The 24,116-nt window shown below is 66.1% G+C and carries 24 protein-coding genes and 1 tRNA gene; 23 read left to right on the top strand and 2 right to left on the bottom strand.

The window, feature by feature from the left end:
• Nucleotides 1-23: 23 nt before the first annotated feature.
• A complete protein-coding gene (locus ACO07H_RS13920) occupies nt 24-1,211 on the bottom strand; it encodes an amino acid aminotransferase (protein WP_422015094.1) in 1,188 nt (395 codons plus the stop codon).
• A 150-nt stretch (nt 1,212-1,361) separates the two neighbouring features.
• Between ACO07H_RS13920 and uvrB the strand changes: the two genes are divergently transcribed.
• The 9 genes from uvrB to tsaD all read left to right on the top strand — a co-directional run bounded on the left by uvrB (nt 1,362) and on the right by tsaD (nt 10,019).
• Nucleotides 1,362-3,470, top strand: coding sequence for an excinuclease ABC subunit UvrB (gene uvrB / locus ACO07H_RS13915; RefSeq protein WP_422018640.1), 2,109 nt, complete (start codon nt 1,362-1,364; stop codon nt 3,468-3,470).
• Between the two features lie 185 nt (nt 3,471-3,655).
• Nucleotides 3,656-4,201, top strand: coding sequence for a Fe-S cluster assembly transcriptional regulator IscR (iscR, locus tag ACO07H_RS13910; RefSeq protein WP_422015092.1), 546 nt, complete (start codon nt 3,656-3,658; stop codon nt 4,199-4,201).
• A gap of 28 nt (nt 4,202-4,229) precedes the next feature.
• Nucleotides 4,230-5,450, top strand: coding sequence for an IscS subfamily cysteine desulfurase (locus ACO07H_RS13905; protein WP_422015090.1), 1,221 nt, complete (start codon nt 4,230-4,232; stop codon nt 5,448-5,450).
• A gap of 13 nt (nt 5,451-5,463) precedes the next feature.
• Entirely contained in the window at nt 5,464-5,859 is a 396-nt protein-coding gene (gene iscU, locus ACO07H_RS13900) for a Fe-S cluster assembly scaffold IscU (protein ID WP_422015088.1), read from the top strand.
• A 5-nt stretch (nt 5,860-5,864) separates the two neighbouring features.
• Complete coding sequence (gene iscA, locus ACO07H_RS13895) at nt 5,865-6,188, top strand: iron-sulfur cluster assembly protein IscA (RefSeq protein ID WP_422015086.1); 324 nt, start codon at nt 5,865-5,867, stop codon at nt 6,186-6,188.
• 60 nt (nt 6,189-6,248) lie between these two features.
• Entirely contained in the window at nt 6,249-6,767 is a 519-nt protein-coding gene (gene hscB / locus ACO07H_RS13890; protein ID WP_422015084.1) for a Fe-S protein assembly co-chaperone HscB, read from the top strand.
• A gap of 3 nt (nt 6,768-6,770) precedes the next feature.
• Nucleotides 6,771-8,627: a Fe-S protein assembly chaperone HscA gene (hscA, locus tag ACO07H_RS13885; protein ID WP_422015082.1), complete on the top strand. Its 1,857-nt coding sequence runs from the start codon at nt 6,771-6,773 to the stop codon at nt 8,625-8,627.
• A 13-nt stretch (nt 8,628-8,640) separates the two neighbouring features.
• Nucleotides 8,641-8,979 (top strand): ISC system 2Fe-2S type ferredoxin, encoded by a 339-nt coding sequence (fdx, locus tag ACO07H_RS13880; RefSeq protein ID WP_422015080.1) that lies wholly within the window; start codon nt 8,641-8,643, stop codon nt 8,977-8,979.
• Nucleotides 8,976-10,019: a tRNA (adenosine(37)-N6)-threonylcarbamoyltransferase complex transferase subunit TsaD gene (tsaD, locus tag ACO07H_RS13875; protein WP_422015078.1), complete on the top strand. Its 1,044-nt coding sequence runs from the start codon at nt 8,976-8,978 to the stop codon at nt 10,017-10,019. Before fdx ends, tsaD begins: the two co-directional genes overlap by 4 nt.
• Here tsaD and ACO07H_RS13870 read toward each other — a convergent pair.
• Nucleotides 10,016-10,411, bottom strand: coding sequence for an Hsp20/alpha crystallin family protein (locus ACO07H_RS13870; protein WP_422015076.1), 396 nt, complete (start codon nt 10,409-10,411; stop codon nt 10,016-10,018). The genes tsaD and ACO07H_RS13870 overlap by 4 nt on opposite strands.
• 400 nt (nt 10,412-10,811) lie before the next feature.
• Here ACO07H_RS13870 and rpsO point away from each other — a divergent pair, with 400 nt between their 5' ends.
• The 14 genes from rpsO (at nt 10,812) to nuoH (ending at nt 24,115) form a co-directional block, all read left to right on the top strand.
• Nucleotides 10,812-11,081, top strand: coding sequence for a 30S ribosomal protein S15 (gene rpsO / locus ACO07H_RS13865; RefSeq protein WP_422015074.1), 270 nt, complete (start codon nt 10,812-10,814; stop codon nt 11,079-11,081).
• 220 nt (nt 11,082-11,301) lie between these two features.
• Nucleotides 11,302-13,458 (top strand): polyribonucleotide nucleotidyltransferase, encoded by a 2,157-nt coding sequence (pnp, locus tag ACO07H_RS13860; protein WP_422015072.1) that lies wholly within the window; start codon nt 11,302-11,304, stop codon nt 13,456-13,458.
• A gap of 21 nt (nt 13,459-13,479) precedes the next feature.
• On the top strand, nt 13,480-14,466 hold the full coding sequence (locus ACO07H_RS13855) for an NAD(P)H-quinone oxidoreductase (RefSeq protein ID WP_422015070.1): 987 nt from the start codon (nt 13,480-13,482) through the stop codon (nt 14,464-14,466).
• Nucleotides 14,467-14,476: 10 nt separating this feature from the next.
• Nucleotides 14,477-15,220, top strand: a complete 744-nt coding sequence (tpiA, locus tag ACO07H_RS13850; protein ID WP_422015068.1) for a triose-phosphate isomerase — start codon at nt 14,477-14,479, stop codon at nt 15,218-15,220.
• A 58-nt stretch (nt 15,221-15,278) separates the two neighbouring features.
• A complete protein-coding gene (gene secG, locus ACO07H_RS13845; RefSeq protein WP_422015066.1) occupies nt 15,279-15,665 on the top strand; it encodes a preprotein translocase subunit SecG in 387 nt (128 codons plus the stop codon).
• 112 nt (nt 15,666-15,777) lie between these two features.
• Nucleotides 15,778-15,862, top strand: a tRNA-Leu gene (locus ACO07H_RS13840).
• A 226-nt stretch (nt 15,863-16,088) separates the two neighbouring features.
• Nucleotides 16,089-16,448, top strand: a complete 360-nt coding sequence (locus tag ACO07H_RS13835; protein WP_422015064.1) for an NADH-quinone oxidoreductase subunit A — start codon at nt 16,089-16,091, stop codon at nt 16,446-16,448.
• A 31-nt stretch (nt 16,449-16,479) separates the two neighbouring features.
• Nucleotides 16,480-16,956 (top strand): NuoB/complex I 20 kDa subunit family protein, encoded by a 477-nt coding sequence (locus ACO07H_RS13830; protein ID WP_046113908.1) that lies wholly within the window; start codon nt 16,480-16,482, stop codon nt 16,954-16,956.
• Nucleotides 16,957-16,966: 10 nt separating this feature from the next.
• Nucleotides 16,967-17,563 carry an NADH-quinone oxidoreductase subunit C gene (locus ACO07H_RS13825; RefSeq protein WP_422015061.1) on the top strand — a complete coding sequence of 199 codons (597 nt, stop codon included), beginning with the start codon at nt 16,967-16,969 and terminating at the stop codon, nt 17,561-17,563.
• 11 nt (nt 17,564-17,574) lie between these two features.
• Entirely contained in the window at nt 17,575-18,828 is a 1,254-nt protein-coding gene (locus tag ACO07H_RS13820; RefSeq protein WP_422015059.1) for an NADH-quinone oxidoreductase subunit D, read from the top strand.
• Nucleotides 18,825-19,340, top strand: coding sequence for an NADH-quinone oxidoreductase subunit NuoE (gene nuoE / locus ACO07H_RS13815; RefSeq protein ID WP_422015057.1), 516 nt, complete (start codon nt 18,825-18,827; stop codon nt 19,338-19,340). Before ACO07H_RS13820 ends, nuoE begins: the two co-directional genes overlap by 4 nt.
• A 7-nt stretch (nt 19,341-19,347) precedes the next feature.
• Complete coding sequence (gene nuoF, locus ACO07H_RS13810) at nt 19,348-20,679, top strand: NADH-quinone oxidoreductase subunit NuoF (protein WP_422015055.1); 1,332 nt, start codon at nt 19,348-19,350, stop codon at nt 20,677-20,679.
• An 18-nt stretch (nt 20,680-20,697) separates the two neighbouring features.
• Entirely contained in the window at nt 20,698-23,004 is a 2,307-nt protein-coding gene (nuoG, locus tag ACO07H_RS13805; protein ID WP_422015053.1) for an NADH-quinone oxidoreductase subunit NuoG, read from the top strand.
• Between the two features lie 13 nt (nt 23,005-23,017).
• Nucleotides 23,018-24,115 carry an NADH-quinone oxidoreductase subunit NuoH gene (nuoH, locus tag ACO07H_RS13800; RefSeq protein WP_422015051.1) on the top strand — a complete coding sequence of 366 codons (1,098 nt, stop codon included), beginning with the start codon at nt 23,018-23,020 and terminating at the stop codon, nt 24,113-24,115.
• The last annotated feature ends 1 nt before the right edge of the window (nt 24,116 follow it).

Here is a 24,116-nt window from a genome sequence, read left to right as displayed (position 1 = left end):
TGGACGGTGCGCCCAGGGCTGCGTCAGCCCTGGATGACCGCCGCCATGGCCGCCGCCACGGTCGGCAGGTTGCCTTCGTTCAGCGCGGCCACGCAGATGCGGCCCGAGTCCACGCCATAGACGCCGAACTCGTCACGCAGGCGCTGCATCTGGGCGGCAGTCAGCCCGGAGTAGCTGAACATGCCCAGTTGCTCGGTCACGAAGCCCAGGTCCTGCGTGACGCCGGCCGCCTTCAGTGCGGCCACCAGCGCCGAGCGCATGGCCTTGATGCGCACGCGCATGCCGGCCAGTTCTTCCTCCCACAGGCCGCGCAGCTGGTCATCGGCCAGCACCTGGGCGACGACCTGCGCGCCGTGCGTCGGCGGGTTGGAGTAGTTGGTGCGGATCATGATCTTGAGCTGCGACAGCACGCGCACGGCTTCCTCGTCGCTGGTGCAGACGACGCTCAGCGCACCGACACGCTCGCCGTACAGCGAGAAGCTCTTGGAGAAGCTGGTGGACACGAAGAAGCCCACGCCGGCGGCCTGGAACTGGCGCACCGCCTCGCCGTCTTCCTTCAGCCCGAAGCCGAAGCCCTGGTAGGCCATGTCCAGGAAGGGCGTCAGGCCCTTGGCCTTGACTGCGGCGACCACCTGTGCCCACTGGGCCGCCGTGATGTCGTAGCCGGTGGGGTTGTGGCAGCAGGCGTGCAGCACGACAACCGTGCCGGCCGGCGCGGCGTTCAGCGCGGACAGCATGCCGTCGAAGTTGACGCCCTTGTTGGCGGCATCGTAGTAGGGGTAGGTCTCAACCTTGAACCCTGCCTGCGTGAACAGTGCGCGGTGGTTTTCCCAGCTGGGGTCGGAGATCAGCACGGTGGCGCCGGGGCTGAGGTGCTTCAGGAAGTCGGCGCCGATCTTCAGCGCGCCGGTGCCGCCCAGGGCCTGCACGGTCGCGACGTTCTTGAGCTCGCCGCCGAAGACCAGCTTCTGCACGGCCTTGTCGTACGCGGCGATGCCGTCGATGGGCAGGTAGCCGCGCGGCTTGGGGGCCGCGGCCATCGCTGCTTCGGCGGCCTGCACGCATTTCAGCAGCGGCAGCTTGCCGTTCTCGTCGTAGTACACGCCGACGCCGAGGTTGACCTTGCCCGGGCGGGTGTCGGCGTTGAACTGCTCGTTCAGGCCGAGGATGGGGTCGCGGGGGGCCAGGGAGACTTCGGCGAAGAGGGACATGGGGGAGGTTCCTGAAAGGACGTTGGCAGGAGGGGAGGCTTGAAGAATCAGGGTCTGCGCTAACCTGACTGTTTCTGCATTGCAGCAATGCAGCGCAGCAATTTTGCCCGTGAACCCAGGGAATTCCCCATGCAAGAAGCCTTGAACGCCATGCCCGCCACAGAGGGTGACACCGAGGAGCGCAAGGGCGAATTCGTCAGCTTCGAAGGCTCGCCGTTCCAGCTGTTCCAGCCGTTCCCGCCCGCTGGCGACCAGCCGGCGGCGATCAACCAACTCGTCGAAGGCATCCACGACGGCCTCAGCTACCAGACGCTGCTGGGCGTGACCGGCTCCGGCAAGACCTTCACGATGGCCAACGTCATCGCCCGCCTGGGCCGCCCGGCCATCATCTTCGCGCCCAACAAGACGCTGGCCGCGCAGCTGTACAGCGAGTTCCGCGATTTCTTTCCGAACAACGCCGTCGAGTATTTCGTCAGCTACTACGACTATTACCAGCCCGAGGCCTACGTGCCGCAGCGCGACCTGTTCATCGAGAAGGACAGCGCCATCAACGAGCACATCGAGCAGTTGCGCCTGTCCTGCACCAAGAGCCTGCTGGAACGGCGCGACGTGGTCATCGTCGCGTCGGTCTCGGCCATCTACGGCATCGGCAACCCGAGCGACTACCACCAGATGGTGATGACGCTTCGCGTGGGCGACAAGATGGGCCAGCGCGACGTCATCGCGCAGCTCATCCGCATGCAATACACCCGCAACGAGATGGAGTTCACCCGCGGCCACTTCCGCGTGCGCGGCGACACCATCGACGTGTTCCCGGCGGAGCACTCGGAGCTGGCCATCCGCATCGAGCTGTTCGACGACGAGATCGAGGTTCTGTCGCTGTTCGACCCGCTGACGGGGCAGATCCGCCAGAAGATCCCGCGCTTCACCGTCTACCCCAGCAGCCATTACGTGACGCCGCGCGAACGCGTGCTGGCGGCGACGGACGCGATCAAGGCGGAACTGCGCGAGCGCGTCGATTTCTTCGTCAAGGAGGGCAAGCTCGTCGAGGCCCAGCGCGTCGAGCAGCGCACCCGGTTCGACCTGGAGATGCTGCAGGAGGTGGGCCACTGCAAGGGCATCGAGAACTACACGCGCCACCTATCCGGCGCCGCGCCCGGCGACCCGCCGCCGACGCTGGTGGACTACCTGCCGCCCGACGCCCTGATGTTCCTGGACGAGAGCCATGTGCTGATCGGTCAGTTCGGCGGCATGTACAACGGCGACCGCGCGCGCAAGACGACGCTGGTCGAATACGGCTTCCGGCTGCCGTCGGCGCTGGACAACCGGCCGCTGAAGTTCGCGGAGTTCGAACGCAAGATGCGCCAGGCCATCTTCGTGTCCGCCACGCCGGCGCAGTACGAGCAGGACAACGCCGGCCAGGTGGTCGAGCAGGTCGTGCGGCCGACTGGCCTGGTGGACCCGCTCGTCGAGGTGCGGCCCGCGACGCACCAGGTGGACGACGTGCTGCAGGAGATCCGCCTGCGCGTCGAGATGCAGGAGCGCGTGCTGATCACGACGCTGACCAAGCGCATGGCCGAGCAGCTGACCGACTACCTCAGCGACAACGGCGTCAAGGTGCGCTACCTGCACTCCGACGTGGACACGGTGGAGCGCGTGGAAATCCTGCGCGACCTGCGCCTGGGCGCCTTCGACGTGCTGGTGGGCATCAACCTGCTGCGCGAGGGGCTGGACATCCCCGAGGTGTCGCTGGTCGCCATCCTGGACGCCGACAAGGAAGGCTTCCTGCGCGCCGAGCGCAGCCTGATCCAGACCATCGGCCGCGCCGCGCGCAACCTCAACGGCAAGGCCATCCTCTATGGCGACCGCATCACCGAGTCGATGCGCAAGGCCATCGGCGAAACCGAGCGCCGGCGCGCCAAGCAGATCGCCTTCAACGAGGAAAACGGCATCACGCCGCGCAGCGTGACCAAGCGCATCAAGGACTTGATCGATGGCGTGTATTCAGCCGAGTCCGGCCGCGACGACGCCAAGCTGCTGGCGGCGGCTCAGGTAGAGGACTTGTCCGAAAAGGATCTGGCCAAACGCATCGCCCAGCTGGAAAAGCAGATGCTGGAGCACGCCCGCAACCTGGAGTTCGAGAAGGCGGCGCGCCTGCGCGACCAACTCGCGCAACTGCGCGAGCAGGCCTTCGGCGCACGCGTGCACGACAACATCGTGCCGCTGGACAGCGCCCGCAAGCCGGCCACGCCACGCTGAAGCTGCTGCGGCGCAGCAAAAACCCGGACGAGGCCAGGGCTACCCGCGGCCCATAGGAAATGCTGCAGTAGTCGAGTAAAATCATCGGAAATGATTCGCTCGGCTATTGTCCAAGCGTGCCGGGTTAACCCGAAATCGTTTGTCCAGGACAAATCCTGGTCGTGTCATCTCGCAAAGGAGTTTTTATGCGTCTCACTACCAAAGGCCGGTTTGCAGTCACCGCGATGCTGGACTTGGCGCTGCGCGAGAACACCGGCCCCGTGGCCCTGGCGGCGATCAGCCAGCGGCAGCAGATTTCGCTGTCCTACCTGGAGCAGCTGTTCGGCAAACTGCGCCGCCACGAACTGGTGGAAAGCACGCGCGGCCCCGGCGGCGGTTACTCGCTGGGTCGCAAGGCCGAGAACATCACCGTGGCGGACATCATCGTCGCCGTGGACGAGGCGCTTGACGCCACCGGCTGCGGCGGCAAGGAAAACTGCATGGGCGAGGACAGCGGCCGCTGCATCACGCATGAGCTGTGGACCAACCTGAACGCCAAGATGATCGAGTACCTCGACTCGGTCTCCCTGCGCAAGCTGGCCGACGAGCAGTTGGCCAAGGGCTTCGAGGTCGAGGCGGCGCCCATCAAGCGCGCCATTTCCAGCCAGCCGGTGCTCAAGCCCATCCGCGTGACGGCGCCCAACTCGGTGTTCGCGCTGGGTGGCAATCTCAGCGGCGCGTTCAGCAAGTAAGTCAGAAGAACCCAAGAGAAGTCGTTCCATGGACATGACCCCGCACTTCCCGATCTACCTCGACTACGGCGCGACGACGCCGTGCGATCCCCGCGTGGTGGACGCGATGATTCCCTGGTTGCGTGAGCATTTCGGCAACCCGGCGTCGCGCAGCCACGCATGGGGCTGGGAGGCGGAAGAGGCTGTTGAAAAGGCCCGCGTTCAGGTCGCCGAGCTGATCGGTGCCGACCCGCGCGAGATCGTCTGGACCTCCGGCGCGACCGAGTCCAACAACCTGGCGCTCAAGGGCGCCGCGCAGTTCTACAAGACCCGCGGCAAGCACCTCATCACCGTGAAGACCGAGCACAAGGCCGTGCTCGACACCATGCGCGAGCTGGAGCGCCAGGGCTTCGACGTGACCTACCTCGACGTGCTGGAAAACGGTCTCGTCGACCTGGAAGCCTTCAAGGCCGCGCTGCGCCCGGACACCATCCTGGCCTCGGTCATGTACGTGAACAACGAGATCGGCGTCATCCAGGACGTGGTCGCTTTGGGCAACCTGTGCCGCGAGCGCGGCATCATCTTCCACGTCGACGCGGCCCAGGCCACGGGCAAGGTCGCCATCGACATGGCCCAACTGCCCATCGACCTGATGAGCCTGGCCTCGCACAAGACCTACGGCCCCAAGGGCATCGGTGCGCTGTACGTGCGCCGCAAGCCGCGTGTGCGCCTGGAAGCGCAGATGCACGGTGGCGGGCATGAGCGCGGCATGCGCTCGGGCACGCTGCCTGTGCACCAGATCGTCGGCATGGGCGAGGCCTTCCGCATCGCCCGCGAAGAGATGGGTGCGGAGAGCGAGCGCATCCGTGCGCTGCACAACCGCCTCGTGAAGGGGCTGTCGGGCATCGAGCAGACCTTCATCAACGGCGACCTTGAGCACCGCGTGCCGCACAACCTGAACATCTCGTTCAACTATGTCGAGGGCGAGTCGCTGATCATGGGCGTCAAGGGCCTGGCGGTGTCGTCGGGCTCGGCCTGCACGTCGGCCAGCCTGGAGCCCAGCTATGTGCTGCGCGCTTTGGGCCGCAGCGACGAGTTGGCCCACAGCTCGCTGCGCATGACCATCGGCCGCTTCACGACCGAAGAAGAAATCGACTACGCCATCAGCGTGCTGACCGACCGTGTCGGCAAGCTGCGCGAGCTGTCCCCGCTGTGGGACATGTACAAGGACGGCGTCGACATCAGCACCATTCAGTGGGCTGCTCACTGATCAGGAGAACAACATGGCATACAGCGACAAGGTCGTGGACCACTACGAAAACCCCCGCAACGTCGGCAAGTTCGACAACGGCGATGACGACGTCGGCACCGGCATGGTCGGCGCGCCGGCCTGCGGCGACGTGATGAAGCTGCAGATCAAGGTGAACCCGGCGACCGGCCTCATCGAGGACGCCAAGTTCAAGACCTACGGCTGCGGCTCGGCCATCGCCTCCAGCTCGCTCGTGACCGAATGGGTCAAGGGCAAGAGCCTGGACGAGGCGCTGACGATCAAGAACACGCACATCGCCGAAGAGCTGGCGCTGCCGCCGGTCAAGATCCACTGCTCCATCCTGGCCGAAGACGCCATCAAGGCCGCGGTGGACGATTACCGCGCCAAGCACGCAGCGACCACGGCCTAAGCGATATGTCCGTCACGCTGACCGAAGCCGCGGCCCGCCACGTCAAGCGCTACATCGCCAAGCGCGGCAAGGGCGTGGGCGTGCGCCTGGGCGTGAAAACCACGGGATGCTCGGGCCTGGCCTACAAGCTCGAATACGCCGACGACGTGGCGCCCGAGGACGTGATCTTCGAAGGCCATGAGGTGAAGATCCTCATCGACCCCAAGAGCCTGCCCTACCTCGACGGCACCGAACTCGACTTCGTGCGCGAAGGCCTGAATGAAGGCTTCAAGTTCCGCAACCCGCGCGAGAAAGACAAGTGCGGCTGCGGCGAGTCCTTCCGTGTCTGAAACTCGCTGACTCGATGACAGGCGCGGTGTGAACCGCGCCTTTTGCTTTTACAACCCGCCATGCGCCTCACCGACAACGACTTCCAGCTCTTCGGCCTGCCTGAACAGCAGGCCCAGGTGCGCGCGGACGTCGACGCCCGCTGGAAGTCGCTGCAGGCTGAAGTCCACCCCGACCGTTTCGCATCGGAAGGCGCCGCGGCCCAGCGCGTTGCCATGCAGTGGGCGATGCGGGTGAACGAAGCCCACCAGCGCCTGCGCGACCCACTCAAGCGCGCGGCCTACCTGTGTGAGCTGCGTGGCGCGCCGGTGCAGGCCGAAAACAACACGCAGATGCCCGCGGCCTTTCTGATGCAGCAGATGCAATGGCGTGAGGCCCTCGACGACGCCGACGGCGAGGCCGCGCTGACCACGCTCGACGACGAGGCAGCCCAGGCCGAAGCCACCGCACTCACCACCGTGCAGCATCTGCTCGACGAAACCAACGACGCTGCCGCTGCCGCCTCCCAGGTCCGCGCGCTGATGTTCATCCAGCGCTTCCGTGCCGATATCGACCAGCGCCTCGCCGCGCTAGACGCCTAAAACATGGCCCTGCTTCAGATCTCCGAACCCGGCGCCTCGCCCGACCCGCACCAGCGCCGCATCGCCGTCGGCATCGACCTCGGCACGACCCATTCCCTCGTCGCCGCCGTCCGCCATGGTGTGGCCGAATGCCTGCCTGACGAACAAGGCCGTGTGATCCTGCCGTCCGCCGTGCGCTACCTGCCTGAAGGCCGGCGCCAGATCGGCGCCGATGCGCTGGCCGCCCAGGCCGAAGACCCCGAGAACACCATCGTCTCGGTCAAGCGCTTCATGGGCCGTGGCCTGGCCGACGTGGCCCACCGCGGCCAGCTGCCGTACCGCTTCGAAGACCGCCCCGGCATGCTGGCCATCGCCACGCGCGACGGCGTGAAGAGCCCCGTCGAGGTGTCTGCCGAGATCCTCGCCACGTTGCGCTTCCGCGCCGAGGACAGCTTTGCCGACGACTTGTTCGGCGCCGTCATCACGGTGCCGGCCTACTTCGACGACGCGCAGCGCCAGGCGACCAAGGACGCCGCCGAGCTGGCCGGTCTCAAGGTGTTGCGCCTCATCAACGAGCCCACGGCGGCGGCCATTGCCTACGGCCTGGACAACGCCAGCGAAGGTCTCTACGCGGTCTACGACCTGGGTGGCGGTACCTTCGACATCTCGCTGCTGCGCCTGACGCGCGGTGTGTTCGAAGTCGTCGCGACCGGCGGCGACGCGGCTCTGGGCGGTGACGACTTCGACCGCGCGCTGGCCGACTGGGCGCTGGGCGGCCGCGCCGTCGCATCGGCTCACGACAAGCGCGCTGTCCTCGTCGCCGCACGCGCCGCCAAGGAAGCGCTGTCGGATGCCGACTCGACCGAGCTGTTCGCCGCGCTCGACAGCGGCGAGTTGCGCGTGGCCGTCACGCGAGCTCAATTCGAAGAACTCGCCCAACCGCTGATCACCAAGACGCTGTCCGCCGTGAAGCGCGTGCTGCGCGACGCCAAGGTCAAGGCCGCGGACGTGCAGGGCGCCGTCATGGTCGGCGGCTCCACGCGCATGCCCGTGGTGCGCCGCGCCGTTGGCGAACTGTTTGGCCCGGATGGTCAGTCCAGGGTCCTGACCAACCTGAACCCCGATGAAGTCGTCGCGTTGGGCGCGGCCGTCCAGGCGAACCAGCTGGCCGGCAATGCGGCCGACGGCGAGATCCTGCTGCTGGACGTGATCCCGTTGTCGCTGGGGTTGGAGACCATGGGTGGACTGGTCGAGCGCGTCATCGAGCGCAACTCGACCATCCCGGTGGCCAAGGCGCAGGACTTCACGACCTTCAAGGACGGCCAGACCGCGTTGGCCGTGCACATCGTGCAGGGCGAGCGCGAGCTGGTCAGCGAATGCCGCTCCCTCGCGCGCTTCGAGCTGCGCGGCATCCCGCCGATGACCGCCGGTGCGGCGCGCATCCGCGTCAGCTTCCAGGTCGATGCCGACGGGCTGCTCAACGTGTCTGCCGAGGAGCTGACCTCGGGTGTGCAGGCCGCCGTCACCGTCAAGCCCAGCTACGGCCTGGGCGACGACGAGATCGCCAGCATGCTGAAGGACGGCTTTGCCAGCGCCGAGGTCGACATGGCCGCGCGCAAGCTGCGCGAGGCGCGGGTCGAGGCCGAGCGCATGGTGCTCGCCACGCGCAGTGCGCTGGCTGCCGATGGCGACCTGCTGCCGCCAGCCGAGCGCGAGGCGCTCGAATCGCAGCTGCTGGCACTGGCGAGGATGGACGGCGATGCCGACGCCATCGATGCCGCCGTGAAGGCTCTGGCGCAAGCGACCGAAGGCTTTGCCGCCGAGCGCATGAACCGCTCCATCGCCCGCGCGCTGACCGGCCGCAACGTCTCGGCCCTTTGAGAGAACAAAAGACATGCCCGTCATCAAGATCCTCCCGCACGCCGAGTACTGCCCCGACGGCGCCAGCATCACTGCCGAGCCTGGCACGTCGATCTGCGAAGCGCTGCTGGCCCACGACATCCCCATCGAGCACGCCTGCGACCAGGTCTGCGCGTGCACGACCTGCCACGTCATCGTCCGCGAGGGCGGCCGTTCGCTGAGCGAGATGGAAGAGGACGAGGAAGACATGCTCGACCGCGCCTGGGGGCTGGAGCCGGACTCGCGCCTGTCCTGCCAGGCGCTGCTGCGCCAGCAGGATGTCACGGTCGAAATCCCCAAGTACTCGATCAACCACGCCAAGGAAGGCCAGTGAACCAAGCCGCGCGCATCCTGGGTTTCGAATCCTCTTGCGACGAGACCGGGGTAGCGCTTGTCGAGGTGAACGGTGATGCACCGCCGAAGCTGCTCGCGCAGGCGCTGCATAGCCAGATTGCCATGCACCAGGCCTATGGTGGCGTCGTGCCCGAGCTGGCCTCACGCGACCATGTGCGCCGTGTGCTGCCGCTGACGCGCGAGGTGCTGACGCAGGCCGGCTTGGCGCTGCATGACATCGACTTGATTGCCTACACACAAGGCCCCGGACTCGCGGGCGCGTTGCTCGTGGGCGCCGGCGTGGCCGTGTCGCTGGCCGCTGCGCTGGCGGTGCCGGCGCTGCCCATCCATCACCTGGAGGGGCATCTGCTGTCGCCCTTCCTGTCGGCCGACCCGCCGGAGTTCCCGTTCGTCGCGCTGCTGGTCAGCGGCGGGCACACGCAGTTGATGCGTGTGGACGACGTGGGCTCGTACGACATCCTCGGCGAGACCATCGACGATGCCGCCGGCGAGGCCTTCGACAAGAGCGCCAAGCTGCTGGGCCTGCCGTATCCCGGTGGCCCGCACCTGGCGCGCATGGCGGAGTTTGGCAACCCCGAGGCGTACGCGCTGCCGCGCCCGCTGCTGCACAGCGGCAGACCGGATTTCAGCTTCGCCGGCCTGAAGACGGCGGTGCTGACGCAGGTGAAGAAGATGGGTGACTCGCCGTGCGAGCAGACCCGGGCTGACCTGGCTGCATCGACTCAGGCAGCCATCGTCGAGGTGCTCGTCAAGAAGTCGCTGCTGGCGTTGAAGGAAACGGGCTTGAAGCGCCTCGTCGTCGCGGGTGGCGTCGGCGCCAACGCCAAGCTGCGCGAGCAGCTGAATGCCGTCTGCGCGAAGCGGGGCGTGCGTGTGCACTATCCCGAGCTGTCGCTGTGCACCGACAACGGCGCCATGATCGCGATGGCCGCCGCGCTGCGTGTGCAGCGCGGCATGGCCCACCCCAGGCAGGACGGCGGCTTTGAAGTCCGTCCGCGCTGGGAGCTTGGGGCGGCTTAGTTGACCGTCAGCTGGCCGCCGTTCTCGGCGATGCGCTTGGTGAGGTTGAGCGTCAGCACCCCGTTCTCGAAGCGGGCTTGCGACTGGCCCTGGTCGATCTCGGCCGGCAGTGAGAAGCTGCGGGCGTAGCTGGCAGCCCGGCGTTCGCGGTAGAGCACGCGGGAACCGTCGGTCGGTGCGACGACTTCCTCGCTGGCGGTCTCGATGCTCACGCGGCGGCCGTCGATGCGCACCTTGACTGCTTCCTTGACGACGCCGGGCATGTCGACCGTCACGCGATACGCCTTGTCGTCTTCGCTCACGTCCAGGGCCGGCGTGCGGGCGGTGTTGGTGTCGGCATCGAACTGGCGCAGGACGCGGGCAACATGGCGGGGATGGGTCAGGTAGAACATGGTGAAACTCCAGTGGTTGCGCTGCTGAACCGGTCGGGAGCAGCACCCGATGACCGGCAGATGTGGCGATGCCGCAGCGCTTCAAGACCCTTTGCCGCCGCTGAGCAGAGAAGTCACGCATTCGCAGGGCAGGGCGCTTCGCGCTCTTGAAAGCCGGGGCGGCTGGCCGCATGTCCGCACGCCTGACCCGTTGTGGTTGGGGCCGGGTCTGGCTTTGCGCTAGAATCCGCAGGTTTTGCGCTTCACGGCGCAGAACAGAACGCTCAGCGCGAGTTGAGCGGTACCAGCACGGCTCGGGGCGGTTTCCCCCGTGTCCGCAAGTCAACCCCGGAAACCGTCTGCGGCAGCGCCTTGAACGCGTCTTGCCCGGCCGGACTTCCGAAACCTTTTGGAAAACAACATGTCCGTCGCCGATCTGAACAAGGCCGAAATCGTCAAGACCAACGCGCGCAGCGCCAATGACACCGGCAGCCCTGAAGTCCAGGTCGCCCTGCTGACCGCCCGCATCAACGCGCTGACGCCCCACTTCAAGACGCACGCCAAGGACCATCACGGCCGTCGCGGCCTGCTGAAGATGGTCAACACCCGCAAGAGCCTGCTCGCCTACCTGAAGCGCATCGATTCCAGCCGCTACGTCGCGCTGATCGGCAAGCTCGGCCTGCGCAAGTAATTCGCCCCATCCGACATGGAGCCTGTCTGGTCCTCAAGCCCAGTACAGGCTCTTTGTCCATCTACCGCGGAGCCAGGCTGACGTGGCATCGATGTGTCATTCCAAGGCGACTCGATCGAGTCTCGTTGGAATGGCATCGCAGCCAAACCCAGCATCGTTCCCCGGTTTTCCCTGACGCCGCCGTCGTGTGACAGCGTCGTCCATCAACCAGGAGATGAGCATGAGTTTGTTCAACAAGGTCACCAAGAGCTTCCAGTGGGGCAACCACCAGGTCACGCTCGAGACCGGCGAGATCGCCCGCCAGTCAACCGGCGCCGTGCTGGTGAGCATCGAAGGCACCGTGGTGCTGGCCACCGTGGTCGCGAAGACGGAAGCCAAGGCCGGCCAGGATTTCTTTCCGCTGACCGTCGACTACATCGAGAAGACCTACGCCGCCGGCAAGATCCCTGGCAGCTTCTTCAAGCGTGAAGGCCGCCCGAGCGAGCTGGAGACGCTGACCAGCCGCCTGATCGACCGCCCGATCCGCCCGCTGTTCCCGGAAGGCTTCTTCAACGAAGTCCAGGTCGTCGTGCACGTGCTGAGCCTGAACCCTGAAGTGCAGGCCGACATCGCCGCCATGATCGGCACGTCCGCCGCGCTGGCCATCTCCGGCATCCCGTTCAACGGTCCCATCGGCGCCGCGCGCGTGGGCTATGTCAACGGCGAATACATCCTGAACCCGGGCAAGACCGAGCTGGCCAACAGCCAGATGGACCTGATCGTCGCCGGCACGCAAGCCGCCGTGCTGATGGTCGAGTCCGAGGCCGTCGGCCTGTCGGAAGAAATCATGCTGGGCGCCGTGGTCTACGGCCACGAGCAGGGCAACATCGCCATCGCCGCGATCAACGACCTCGTGCGCGATGCCGCCAAGCCGGCCTGGAACTGGACCGCGCCGGCCAAGAACGAGCCGTTCATTGCCAAGGTCAAGGGCCTGGCCGAAGAAGGCCTGAAGGCGGCCTACCAGATCCGCTCCAAGCAGGCCCGCACGCAAGCCTGCCGCACCGTGACGTCCAACGTCTTCGCCGCACTGAAGGCCGATGGCGTCGAGTTCGACAAGGTCGAGGTCGAGGGCCTGCTGTTCGAGATCGAGGCCGGCATCGTGCGTGGCCAGATCCTGGCTGGCGAGCCGCGCATCGACGGTCGCGACACCCGCACCGTGCGCCCCATCGAGATCCGCAACGGCGTGCTGCCGCGCACCCATGGCTCGGCGCTGTTCACCCGTGGCGAGACGCAGGCCCTGGTCATCGCGACGCTGGGCACGGACCGCGACGCGCAGCGCATCGACGCGCTGGCCGGCGAGTTCACCGACAGCTTCATGATGCACTACAACATGCCCCCCTTCGCCACCGGCGAGACGGGTCGCGTGGGCAGCCCCAAGCGCCGCGAAATCGGCCATGGCCGCCTCGCCAAGCGCGCGTTGATCGCCGCACTGCCGAGCAAGGAAGACTTCCCGTACTCGGTGCGCCTGGTCTCGGAAATCACCGAATCCAATGGCTCTTCGTCGATGGCTTCGGTGTGCGGCGGCTGCCTGGCACTGATGGACGCCGGTGTGCCGATGAAGGCCCACGTGGCCGGCATCGCCATGGGCCTGATCAAGGACGGCAACCGCTTCGCCGTGCTGACCGACATCCTGGGTGACGAGGACCACCTCGGCGACATGGACTTCAAGGTGGCCGGCACGACGACCGGCATCACCGCGCTGCAGATGGACATCAAGATCCAGGGCATCACCAAGGAAATCATGCAGGTCGCCCTGGCGCAAGCCAAGGAAGCCCGCCTGCACATCCTGGGCGTGATGGTCGGCGCGATGGCCACGGCGAACACCGAAGTCAGCGACTTCGCGCCGCGCCTGTACACGATGAAGATCAACCCGGAAAAGATCCGTGACGTGATCGGCAAGGGCGGCGCCACCATCCGCGCGCTGACCGAAGAGACCGGCACCACGATCGACATCGGCGAAGACGGCACCATCACCATCGCCTCGACCGACGGCGAGAAGGCCGAACTGGCCAAGAAGCGCATCGCCGAGATCACCGCCGAAGTGGAAATCGGCAAGGTCTACGAAGGCCCCATCGTCAAGATCCTGGACTTCGGTGCACTTGTGAACCTGCTGCCCGGCAAGGATGGCCTGCTGCACATCAGCCAGATCGCGCACCAGCGCGTCGAGAAGGTCACGGACTTCCTGAGCGAAGGCCAGATCGTCAAGGTCAAGGTGCTGGAGACGGATGAGAAGGGTCGCATCAAGCTGTCCATGAAGGCATTGATCGACCGTGACGCCGCGCCCGCGCCAGCGCCAGCGCCTGTTGCTGCGCCGGCCCCTGAAGCCGCCGCTGAGTAAGCAAGGCGGAGCGCCTGAGCGATGCAAGCCATTGAGATCACCCGCCCCGGCGGGCCCGAGGTGCTGGAACTGGCCGCGCGGCCGGATCCGGTCGCCGGGCCTGGCGAGTGCCTGATCCGCGTGGCGGCGTCCGGCATCAACCGGCCGGATGTGCTGCAACGCAAGGGTGCCTACCCGCCACCCGCTGGCGCCAGCGATCTGCCCGGCCTGGAAGTGGCGGGCGAGATCGTCTCGGGTGACGCGGCGGCGCTGGCCGAAGCCGGCTTCGCGGTCGGCGACAAGGTCTGTGCGCTGGTCAATGGTGGCGGTTATGCCGAGCTGTGCGCGGCGCCTGTGGCCCAGTGCCTGCCGGTGCCACAGGGCTGGTCGATGGCGCAGGCCGCGACGCTGCCCGAGACCTGTTTCACCGTCTGGGCCAACGTGTTCGAACGTGCTGCGCTGCAGCCGGGCGAAACGCTGCTGATTCACGGCGGCAGCAGTGGCATCGGGGTCACGGCCATCCAGATGGCCGTGGCGCTGGGTGCCCGCGTGCTGGTGACGGTGGGCAGTGCCGACAAGGCGGCGGCCTGCCTGGCGCTGGGTGCTGACGTCGCCATCAACTACCGTGAACAGGATTTCGTGGCTGAAGCCAAGGCGGCCACCGGTGGCTGCGGCGTCGACGTGATCCTGGACATGGTGGCCGGCGACTACATCGGTCGTGGCGTGCAGGCGCTGGCCGAGGACGGCCGCCTGGCGCTGATCGCGGTGCAGGGCGGCGTGAACGCGCAGATCGATGCCGGTCTGGTGCTGCGCAAGCGGCTGACGATCACCGGCTCGACGCTGCGCCCGCGCTCGGCGGCGTTCAAGGCGGCGCTCGCGCGCTCGCTGCGCGCCAAGGTCTGGCCGCTGATCGAGGCGGGTCGCATCAGGCCGGTCGTCTATCGCGAACTGCCCGCGGCCCAGGCGGCCGAGGCGCATGCGCTGATGGAGTCCAACCAGCACATCGGCAAGATCGTGCTGAACTGGTGATGGAGTGGAGATGAGAAGAAAACTCGTCGTCGGCAACTGGAAGATGCACGGCAGCCGCGCCGCCAACGCGCAGTTGCTGGCGGGTCTGAAGGAGGGCGGGCCGTGGAATGCCGATGTGGCGGTCTGCGTGCCGTTCCCCTATCTCGCCGAGACTGCGCTGGCCCTGACCGGCACGGCCATGGTCTACGGTGCGCAGGACTGCTCTGCGCATGAGCAGGGCGCCTACACCGGTGAGGTGTCGAGTGCGATGCTGGCCGACGTGGGTTGCCGTTACGCCATCGTCGGCCACTCGGAGCGCCGCGCGTATCACGCGGAGAGCGACCAGCTGGTGGCGGACAAGGCCAAGGCTGCGCTCGCGCATGGCGTGTGCCCCATCGTCTGTGTCGGCGAGACGCTCGCCGAGCGCGACGCCGGGCAGACGGACGCCGTCGTCAAGCGCCAGCTCGCCGCCGTCATCCACACGTTGGGCCACTGCTGCGGCGAGATGGTCGTGGCCTACGAGCCCGTCTGGGCCATCGGCACCGGGCTGACGGCCACGCCTGCCCAGGCACAGGCCGTGCATGCCGTGCTGCGCGCGCAACTGCAGGCTGCCACTGATCGTTCCGGCGTGATGCGCATCCTCTACGGAGGCAGCGTCAAGGCCAACAACGCGGCCGAGCTGTTCGCGCAACCCGACATCGACGGCGGCCTGATTGGCGGCGCGTCGCTGAAAGTGGCTGATTTCGCGGCGATCTGCCTGGCGGCCGCCCACTGAGTTTTCCCGGCGCCCGCATTGGAGCGCGGCGTCAACGAGTTTTGATGGAGTGTTTGGAATGCAGTTCTTTGCAAATCTGGTGTTGATCGTTCAGTTGCTGTCCGCCCTGGCGATCATCGGTCTGGTGCTGGTGCAGCACGGCAAGGGCGCCGACATGGGCGCATCCTTTGGCAGTGGAGCGTCGGGCAGCCTGTTCGGCGCCACCGGCAGCGCCAATTTCCTGTCGCGCACCACCGCATTTGCGGCCACGGTGTTCTTCGGCTGCACGCTGGGCCTGGCCTACCTGTCCAACAGCCGCACGGCCAGTTCGGCCGCGGACAACGTGCTGGATCGCTCGCCTGTCGTCGCGCCGGCGCCGGCCGCATCGGGTGCCGCGGCAATCCCGGGCGCCGTCGTGGCACCCACCGTGCCGCCGGCCGTTTCCGCTTCGTCCGCGGCGAACTGAATCCCGACTAAAAGCCTCGCTTCCTCCGCTGGAGGGTTGTCACTTTCGGTATAGAATGCGAGGCTGTCTGGCAAGCAAACCCTCCCCGGTTGCCAGGCATATTTGAATACCTGCCGTCGTGGTGAAATTGGTAGACACGCTATCTTGAGGGGGTAGTGGCGAAAGCTGTGCGAGTTCGAGTCTCGCCGACGGCACCAGAACATCGGCTAGGATTCCCGCAGTTTTGATGCGGGGGTCAGCCATAGCGGCCTGTCGCTGAAGTCGCCCGGTTTGACGCCGGGCTGATCGACGCAAGGTTCAAGGCGGGCGCGATCCGCGAGCGAGATCATTCGATTCGCTGGTGGCGCGCCTGTTTGCTTTTGTGGCCTGCTTCACCGGCGGCCATGTTGACGAAGACGTTTTAGTCGACCCGAGAAGGCCAAGATGAATCTCGAACAATATCTGCCCGTCATCCTCTTCATTTTGGTCGGCGCAGTGGTCGGGATTGCACCCCAGTTGCTCGGCGGGCTGCTCGGCCCCAATCGGCCCGACGCGGCCAAGAACTCCCCCTACGAATGCGGCTTTGAGGCCTTTGAAGACGCGCGCATGAAATTCGATGTGCGCTACTACCTCGTCGCCATCCTGTTCATTCTTTTCGACCTGGAAATTGCCTTCCTGTTTCCCTGGGCCGTCGCGCTCAAGGAAATCGGTGCGACGGGCTTCTGGGCGATGATGATCTTCCTCGGCATTCTGGTCGTCGGCTTCGCCTACGAGTGGAAAAAAGGCGCCCTCGATTGGGAATAAGCCTGCGGCCGACACAAGCTGGGAATTTCAAATGGGTATTGAAGGCGTCCTGAAAGAGGGCTTTGTCACCACGTCGGTCGACAAGCTCATCAACTGGTCCAAGACCGGCTCGCTCTGGCCGATGACATTCGGCCTGGCCTGCTGTGCTGTCGAGATGATGCACGCGGGTGCCGCGCGCTACGACATCGACCGCTTCGGCATGCTGTTCCGCCCGAGCCCGCGCCAGTCCGACCTGATGATCGTGGCCGGCACGCTGTGCAACAAGATGGCGCCGGCGCTGCGCAAGGTCTACGACCAGATGGCCGAGCCGCGCTGGGTGCTCTCGATGGGCTCCTGCGCCAACGGCGGCGGCTACTACCACTACAGCTACTCCGTCGTGCGCGGCTGCGACCGCATCGTGCCGGTGGATGTCTACGTGCCCGGCTGCCCACCGACGGCCGAGGCGCTGCTGTACGGCATCCTGCAGTTGCAGGCCAAGATCCGCCGCGAAAACACCATCGCCCGCTGAGCGCCAAGGCATGAGCATGAACCTCGAAACCCTGGCCCAGCAAGTGGGTGCCGTCCTCGGCGAACGTGTCGTCGAGTTGAAGAACGCGCTGGGCGAGTTGACGCTGACCGTCCGCGCGGTGGATTACCACGACGTGGCCACCACGCTGCGCGACCACCCCGAGCTGAAGCTCGAGCAGTTGATCGACCTTTGCGGTGTGGACTACAGCGACTTTGGCAATGGGGGCCGTGAAGGCCCGCGCTACGCCATTGTCAGCCACCTGCTGTCGGTGACCAAGAACTGGCGCCTGCGCCTGAAGGTCTTCGCCACCGATGACGACTTTCCCTGCGTGGCCTCGGTCACCGATGTGTGGAGTTCGGCGAACTGGTTCGAGCGCGAAGCCTTCGACATGTTCGGCGTCATCTTCGACGGCCACAACGACCTGCGCCGCATCCTGACCGACTACGGCTTCATCGGCCACCCGATGCGCAAGGACTTCCCGGTGTCGGGCCACGTCGAGATGCGCTACGACGCCGAGCAAAAGCGCGTCATCTACCAGCCGGTGACCATCGAGCCCCGCGAGATCACGCCGCGGATCATCCGCGAAGACAAGTACGGCGGCCTGTAAGTCGAACAGTCATGGCAGAAATCAAGAACTACACGCTGAACTTCGGTCCCCAGCATCCGGCTGCCCACGGCGTGCTGCGCCTGGTGCTGGAACTGGACGGCGAAGTCATCCAGCGCGCCGATCCGCACATCGGCCTGCTGCACCGCGCGACCGAGAAGCTCGCCGAGAGCAAGACCTACATCCAGTCGCTGCCCTACATGGACCGTCTCGACTACGTGTCGATGATGGCCAACGAGCATGCCTACTGCCTGGCCATCGAGAAGATGCTGGGTCTGGAGGTGCCGATCCGCGCGCAGTACATCCGCGTGATGTTTGCCGAGATCACGCGCCTGCTGAACCACCTGCTCTGGCTGGGGTGCCACGGCCTGGACTGCGGTGCGATGAACATCCTCATCTACTGCTTCCGAGAGCGTGAGGACTTGTTCGACCTGTACGAGGCCGTGTCGGGCGCTCGCATGCACGCCGCGTATTTCCGTCCGGGTGGTGTCTACCGCGACCTGCCGGACGTGATGCCGCAGTACAAGGTCAGCAAGATCCGCAATGCCAAGGCCATCGCGCAGCTCAACGAGAACCGCCAGGGCTCGATGCTGGACTTCATCGACGACTTCTGCGCGCGTTTCCCGAAGAACGTCGACGACTACGAGACGCTGCTGACCGACAACCGCATCTGGAAGCAGCGCACGGTCGGCATCGGCGTCGTGACGCCCGAGCGTGCGTTGAACCTCGGCTTCACCGGTGCCATGCTGCGCGGTTCGGGCATCGCCTGGGACCTGCGCAAGACGCAGCCCTACGACGTGTACGACAAGATGGATTTCGACATCCCGGTCGGCACCAATGGCGACACCTACGACCGCTATGTCGTGCGCGTGGAAGAGATGCGCCAGTCCAACCGCATCATCCAGCAGTGCTCGGCCTGGCTGCGTGCCAACCCGGGCCCCGTCATCACCGACAACCACAAGGTGGCACCGCCTTCGCGCGTGGACATGAAGTCCAACATGGAAGAGCTGATCCACCACTTCAAGCTCTTCACCGAAGGCTTCCACGTGCCCGAGGGCGAGGCCTATGCGGCTGTCGAGCACCCCAAGGGTGAGTTCGGCATCTACATGGTCAGCGACGGCGCGAACAAGCCCTATCGGCTGAAGATCCGCGCACCTGGCTTCGCGCATCTGGCCGCGCTGGACGAGATGGGCCGCGGCCACATGATCGCGGACGCCGTCGCCATCATCGGCACCATGGACATCGTGTTCGGCGAGATTGATCGATGAGCAGCTACCAACTCTCTGACGCCACCCGCGCTCGCTTCGACCGCGAGGTCGCGAAGTATCCCTACGAGCTGCGCCAGTCCGCCGTGATGGCCTGCCTGGCCATCGTGCAGCAGGAAGAGGGCTTCGTGTCCCGCGCGGCCGAGGACGTGATCGCCGCGCATCTGGGCATGGCGCCGATCGCCGTGTACGAGGTCACGACCTTCTACAACATGTACAACCAGCGCAAGCTGGGCCAGTTCAAGCTGAACGTCTGCACCAACCTGCCTTGCCAGTTGCGCGACGGCCAGACGGCGCTGGAGCACCTGTGCCACAAGCTGGGCGTGGAAGAGGGCGGCACGACGGCCGACGGCCTGTTCACCGTGCAGAAGAGCGAGTGCCTGGGCGCCTGCGCCGACTCGCCGGTGATGCTGGTCAACGACCGCCAGATGTGCAGCTTCATGACGGCCGAGCGCCTCGACGAACTCGTCGATGTGCTGCGTGCCAATGCTGCAACCACGGCAGTGAAGGCCTGAGGACGACATGCTGGACCTCACCAAATTCCAATCCACGGGCGCCGAGACCTGTTTCCACGGCCGCCACATCACCCCGCAGATCTACGACGGCCTGAACGGCAAGAACTGGTCCATCAAGGACTATGAGGCGCGCGGCGGCTACGAGGCGCTGAAGAAGATCCTCGCGGCTGACGGCGGCATGACGCCTGACCAGGTCATCGCCGAAGTGAAGACCTCGGCGCTGCGCGGCCGAGGCGGTGCGGGCTTTCCGACCGGCTTGAAGTGGAGCTTCATGCCCCGCCAGTTCCCGGGTGCGAAGTACCTCGTCTGCAATTCCGACGAAGGCGAACCGGGCACCTGCAAGGACCGCGACCTGCTGATGTTCAACCCGCATCAGGTCATCGAGGGCATGGCCATCGCCGCCTACGCGATGGGCATCTCGGTCGGCTACAACTACATCCACGGCGAGATCTTCGAGGTCTACGAGCGCTTCGAGGCGGCCCTGGAAGAGGCGCGCGACGCCGGCTACCTCGGCGACAAGATCCTCGGTTCCAACTTCAGCTTCCAGTTGCACGCCCACCACGGCTTCGGCGCCTACATCTGCGGCGAAGAGACGGCGCTGCTGGAGTCTCTGGAAGGCAAGAAGGGCCAGCCGCGCTTCAAGCCACCGTTCCCGGCCAGCTTCGGCCTGTACGGCAAGCCGACCACCATCAACAACACCGAGACCTTCGCGGCGGTGCCCTGGATCATCCGCAACGGCGGCCAGGCCTACCTGGAGATCGGCAAGCCCAACAACGGCGGCACGAAGCTGTTCTCGGTGTCAGGCGACGTGGAGCGCCCGGGCAACTACGAGATCCCGCTGGGCACGCCGTTCAGCAAGCTGCTGGAGCTTGCAGGTGGCGTCCGCAAGGGCCGCACGCTGAAGGCGGTGATCCCCGGTGGCTCATCCGCGCCGGTGCTGCCCGCCGAGATCATGATGAATTGCACGATGGACTACGACTCCATCGCCAAGGCCGGTTCCATGCTGGGTTCGGGTGCCGTCATCGTCATGGATGACTCGCGCTGCATGGTCAAGAGCCTGATGCGCCTGTCCTACTTCTACACGCACGAGTCCTGCGGCCAGTGCACGCCGTGCCGCGAAGGCACGGGCTGGATGCATCGCGTCATCGAGCGCATCTACGCCGGCCAGGGCAGGGCGGACGATCTCGACCTGCTGAATTCGGTCGCCGACAACATCCAGGGCCGCACCATCTGCGCGCTGGGCGATGCCGCGGCGATGCCGGTGCGGGCCATGATCAAGCACTTCAAGCACGAGTTCGTGCACCTGATCGAACACAAGAAGCCCCTGGTGGCGGTCTAAGCAGTCCCAGGAACAGCCATGGTTGAAATCGAACTCGACGGCAACAAGGTCTCGGTGCAGGAAGGCAGCATGGTCATGCATGCCGCCGAAAAGGCCGGCACCTACATCCCGCACTTCTGCTACCACAAGAAGCTCAGCATCGCGGCCAACTGCCGCATGTGCCTGGTGGACGTGGAGAAGGCACCCAAGCCCATGCCCGCCTGCGCCACGCCGGTCACGCAGGGCATGATCGTGCGCACCAAGAGCGACAAGGCGCTCAAGGCCCAGCAGGGTGTCATGGAATTCCTGCTGATCAACCACCCGCTGGACTGCCCGATCTGCGACCAGGGCGGCGAGTGCCAGCTGCAGGATCTGGCCGTGGGCTACGGCGCGGGCAAGAGCCGCTACGCCGAAGAAAAGCGCGTCGTCTTCCACAAGAACGTGGGCCCGCTGATCTCGATGGAGGAGATGAGCCGCTGCATCCACTGCACCCGCTGCGTGCGCTTCGGCCAGGAGATCGCCGGCGTCATGGAGCTGGGCATGGCCCACCGTGGCGAGCACAGCGAGATCCAGACCTTCGTCGGCCGCACGGTGGACTCCGAGCTGTCGGGCAACATGATCGACATCTGCCCGGTCGGCGCGCTGACCAGCAAGCCCTTCCGCTACAGCGCCCGCACCTGGGAGCTGTCGCGCCGCAAGAGCGTCAGCCCGCACGACTCCACCGGCGCCAACCTGATCGTCCAGGTCAAGAACCACCAGGTCCTGCGCGTCGTGCCGCTGGAGAACGAAGACGTCAACGAATGCTGGATCGCCGACCGCGACCGCTTCAGCTACGAAGCGCTGAACAGCGACGCGCGCCTGACCGCGCCCATGATCAAGCAGGGCGGTGCCTGGAAGCAGGTCGACTGGACGACGGCGCTGGAATACGTCGCCAACGGCCTGAAGTCCATCAAGGCTGACCACGGCGCGGCAGCCATCGGCGCGTTGGGCTCGGCCCACAGCACCGTCGAGGAACTGCATTTGCTGGCGCAACTGGTGCGCGGCCTGGGCAGTGACAACGTCGACCACCGCCTGCGCCACAGCGATTTCGGCAACGCCGCACCCGCCGGCCAGGCCCGCTGGCTGGGCACCAGCATCGCCAGCCTGTCCGAGCTGGACCGGGCGCTGGTCGTCGGCTCCAACCTGCGAAAGGACCACCCGCTGTTCGCGGCGCGCCTGCGCCATGCGGCGCGCCGCGGTGCGGCCGTGCATCGCATTGGCATCAACAGCGACGATTGGCTGCTGCCGCTCGCCGCGTCGCAATCCGTGGCGCCCTCGGGCTGGGTGCAAGCCCTGGCCGATTTGGCCGCCGCGATCGGTGACGGTGCGCCGCTGTCCGGCACGGCGACCGATGAAGCCCAGGCCATGGCCGCCAGCCTGTCGTCCGGCCAGCGCAAGGCCATCCTGCTGGGCAACGCTGCGGCCGAACATCCGCAAGCGGCCAGCCTGCTGGCACTCGCCCAGTGGATTGGCCAGCAGACCGGCGCGACCGTCGGCTACCTGACCGCCGCGGCAAACACCGTCGGCGCGCAGCTCGTCAAGGCGCAACCGCAGATCGACGGCCTGAACGCCGCGCAGATGCTGGCCGGCTCGCCGCTGAAGGCCGCGCTGCTGCTGAACACCGACCCGGTACTGGATGCGGCCAACACGGGCGCCGCCGCCAAGGCGCTGGACGCGGCCGAGATGGTCGTCGTGCTGAGTCCGTTCAAGAGCGGTCTCGAATACGCCGATGTGCTGCTGCCCATTGCGCCGTTCACCGAGACCTCCGGCAGCTTCGTCAACGCCGAGGGCCGGCTGCAGAGCTTCGTCGGCGTCGTCAGGCCGCTGGCCGAGACGCGCCCGGGCTGGAAGGTGCTGCGCGTGCTGGGCAACCTGCTGGGCCTGCCGGGCTTTGACCAGGACAGCTCCGAGCAGGTGCGCGAGCAGGCGCTGGGAGGTGATATCGCGGCCCGCCTCAGCAATGGCACCTCTGCCACGCCACAAATCGTTGCCAAGGCCGATGGTGTCGAACGCTTCGGCAACCTGCCTATCTACGCGACCGACGCGCTGGTGCGCAACTCGACCTCGCTGCAGCTGACGGCCGATGGCCGTGAAGCGGCAATGGTGGGCCTGCCCACTGGCCTGTGGCAGCAGCTGGCTCTGCACGACGGCGACTACGTCCGCATCGTTCAAGACGGCGGCGCGGCCCAACTGCCCGCCCGCCTCGAAGCCGGTCTGCCTGAAGGCCTCGCCCGTGTGCCCGCCGGCCTCGCACAAACCGCCGCGCTGGGTGCCGCCTTCGGCACGCTGACGTTGAGCAAGGTCTGAGGGAGCCTCAAGAATGATCGACTCTCTCTACCAAAACGGCGCGTCGCTGCTGGGCGCCTTGTGGCCCCTGGTCTGGAGCCTGCTGAAGATCGTCGCGGTCATCCTGCCGCTGCTGGGCTGCGTGGCCTACCTGACGCTGTGGGAGCGCAAGGCCATCGGCTGGTCGCAGATCCGCCCCGGCCCGAACCGCGTGGGCCCCTACGGCCTGCTGACGCCCATCGCCGACGCGGTCAAGCTGATCTTCAAGGAGATCATCAAGCCGGCCGCCGCGAGCAAGGGCCTGTTCTTCCTCGGCCCGGTCATGACCATCATGCCGGCGCTGGCCGCCTGGGCCGTCGTGCCCTTCGGCCCGGACGCGGCGGTCGCCAACGTCAATGCCGGCCTGCTGTTCCTGATGGCGATCACGTCGCTCGAGGTGTACGGCGTCATCATCGCCGGCTGGGCGTCCAACTCGAAGTACGCCTTCCTCGGCGCGCTGCGTGCCTCGGCGCAGATGGTCTCCTACGAGATCTCGATGGGCTTCGCGCTGGTCGTCGTGCTGATGGTGACCGGCAGCCTGAACATGACCGACATCGTGCAGGTGCAGGAGAAGGGCGTGTTCGCGAACATGGGCCTGACCTTCCTGTCCTGGAACTGGCTGCCGCTGTTCCCCATCTTCATCGTCTATTTCATCTCGGGCCTGGCCGAAACCAACCGCCACCCGTTCGACGTCGTCGAAGGCGAATCGGAAATCGTCGCCGGCCACATGATCGAGTACTCGGGCATGTCGTTCGCGATGTTCTTCCTGGCCGAGTACGCCAACATGATCCTGGTGTCGGCCCTGGCCGTCGTCATGTTCCTGGGCGGCTGGACCGCGCCGATCTCCTGGAGCCTGTTCGGCATGGAGACGCCGGCCTTCATCCAGCACACGATGGCGTTCTGGAACTGGGCCTGGCTGTTCGGCAAGACCTTCTTCGTCGTCACGATGTTCCTGTGGGTGCGCGCCACGTTCCCGCGCTTCCGCTACGACCAGATCATGCGTCTGGGCTGGAAGATCTTCATTCCCATCACGCTGATCTGGCTGGTCGTTGTCGGTGCCTGGATGCAGACGCCGTTCAACATCTGGAAGTGAG

The sequence above is a fragment of the Roseateles sp. genome, from assembly GCF_965229315.1.
Taxonomy (GTDB): domain Bacteria; phylum Pseudomonadota; class Gammaproteobacteria; order Burkholderiales; family Burkholderiaceae_C; genus Pelomonas.
This window is presented reverse-complemented; position numbering and strand designations above follow the sequence as displayed.

What these genes read in the sequence shown, in the direction of transcription:
- ACO07H_RS13920 (WP_422015094.1), bottom strand. Translation starts at nt 1,211, where the DNA reads ATGTCCCTCTTCGCCGAAGTCTCCCTGGCCCCCCGCGACCCCATCCTC.
- uvrB (WP_422018640.1), top strand. Translation starts at nt 1,362, where the DNA reads ATGCCCGCCACAGAGGGTGACACCGAGGAGCGCAAGGGCGAATTCGTC.
- iscR (WP_422015092.1), top strand. Translation starts at nt 3,656, where the DNA reads ATGCGTCTCACTACCAAAGGCCGGTTTGCAGTCACCGCGATGCTGGAC.
- ACO07H_RS13905 (WP_422015090.1), top strand. Translation starts at nt 4,230, where the DNA reads ATGGACATGACCCCGCACTTCCCGATCTACCTCGACTACGGCGCGACG.
- iscU (WP_422015088.1), top strand. Translation starts at nt 5,464, where the DNA reads ATGGCATACAGCGACAAGGTCGTGGACCACTACGAAAACCCCCGCAAC.
- iscA (WP_422015086.1), top strand. Translation starts at nt 5,865, where the DNA reads ATGTCCGTCACGCTGACCGAAGCCGCGGCCCGCCACGTCAAGCGCTAC.
- hscB (WP_422015084.1), top strand. Translation starts at nt 6,249, where the DNA reads ATGCGCCTCACCGACAACGACTTCCAGCTCTTCGGCCTGCCTGAACAG.
- hscA (WP_422015082.1), top strand. Translation starts at nt 6,771, where the DNA reads ATGGCCCTGCTTCAGATCTCCGAACCCGGCGCCTCGCCCGACCCGCAC.
- fdx (WP_422015080.1), top strand. Translation starts at nt 8,641, where the DNA reads ATGCCCGTCATCAAGATCCTCCCGCACGCCGAGTACTGCCCCGACGGC.
- ACO07H_RS13870 (WP_422015076.1), bottom strand. Translation starts at nt 10,411, where the DNA reads ATGTTCTACCTGACCCATCCCCGCCATGTTGCCCGCGTCCTGCGCCAG.
- rpsO (WP_422015074.1), top strand. Translation starts at nt 10,812, where the DNA reads ATGTCCGTCGCCGATCTGAACAAGGCCGAAATCGTCAAGACCAACGCG.
- pnp (WP_422015072.1), top strand. Translation starts at nt 11,302, where the DNA reads ATGAGTTTGTTCAACAAGGTCACCAAGAGCTTCCAGTGGGGCAACCAC.
- ACO07H_RS13855 (WP_422015070.1), top strand. Translation starts at nt 13,480, where the DNA reads ATGCAAGCCATTGAGATCACCCGCCCCGGCGGGCCCGAGGTGCTGGAA.
- tpiA (WP_422015068.1), top strand. Translation starts at nt 14,477, where the DNA reads ATGAGAAGAAAACTCGTCGTCGGCAACTGGAAGATGCACGGCAGCCGC.
- secG (WP_422015066.1), top strand. Translation starts at nt 15,279, where the DNA reads ATGCAGTTCTTTGCAAATCTGGTGTTGATCGTTCAGTTGCTGTCCGCC.
- ACO07H_RS13835 (WP_422015064.1), top strand. Translation starts at nt 16,089, where the DNA reads ATGAATCTCGAACAATATCTGCCCGTCATCCTCTTCATTTTGGTCGGC.
- ACO07H_RS13830 (WP_046113908.1), top strand. Translation starts at nt 16,480, where the DNA reads ATGGGTATTGAAGGCGTCCTGAAAGAGGGCTTTGTCACCACGTCGGTC.
- ACO07H_RS13825 (WP_422015061.1), top strand. Translation starts at nt 16,967, where the DNA reads ATGAGCATGAACCTCGAAACCCTGGCCCAGCAAGTGGGTGCCGTCCTC.
- ACO07H_RS13820 (WP_422015059.1), top strand. Translation starts at nt 17,575, where the DNA reads ATGGCAGAAATCAAGAACTACACGCTGAACTTCGGTCCCCAGCATCCG.
- nuoE (WP_422015057.1), top strand. Translation starts at nt 18,825, where the DNA reads ATGAGCAGCTACCAACTCTCTGACGCCACCCGCGCTCGCTTCGACCGC.
- nuoF (WP_422015055.1), top strand. Translation starts at nt 19,348, where the DNA reads ATGCTGGACCTCACCAAATTCCAATCCACGGGCGCCGAGACCTGTTTC.
- nuoG (WP_422015053.1), top strand. Translation starts at nt 20,698, where the DNA reads ATGGTTGAAATCGAACTCGACGGCAACAAGGTCTCGGTGCAGGAAGGC.
- nuoH (WP_422015051.1), top strand. Translation starts at nt 23,018, where the DNA reads ATGATCGACTCTCTCTACCAAAACGGCGCGTCGCTGCTGGGCGCCTTG.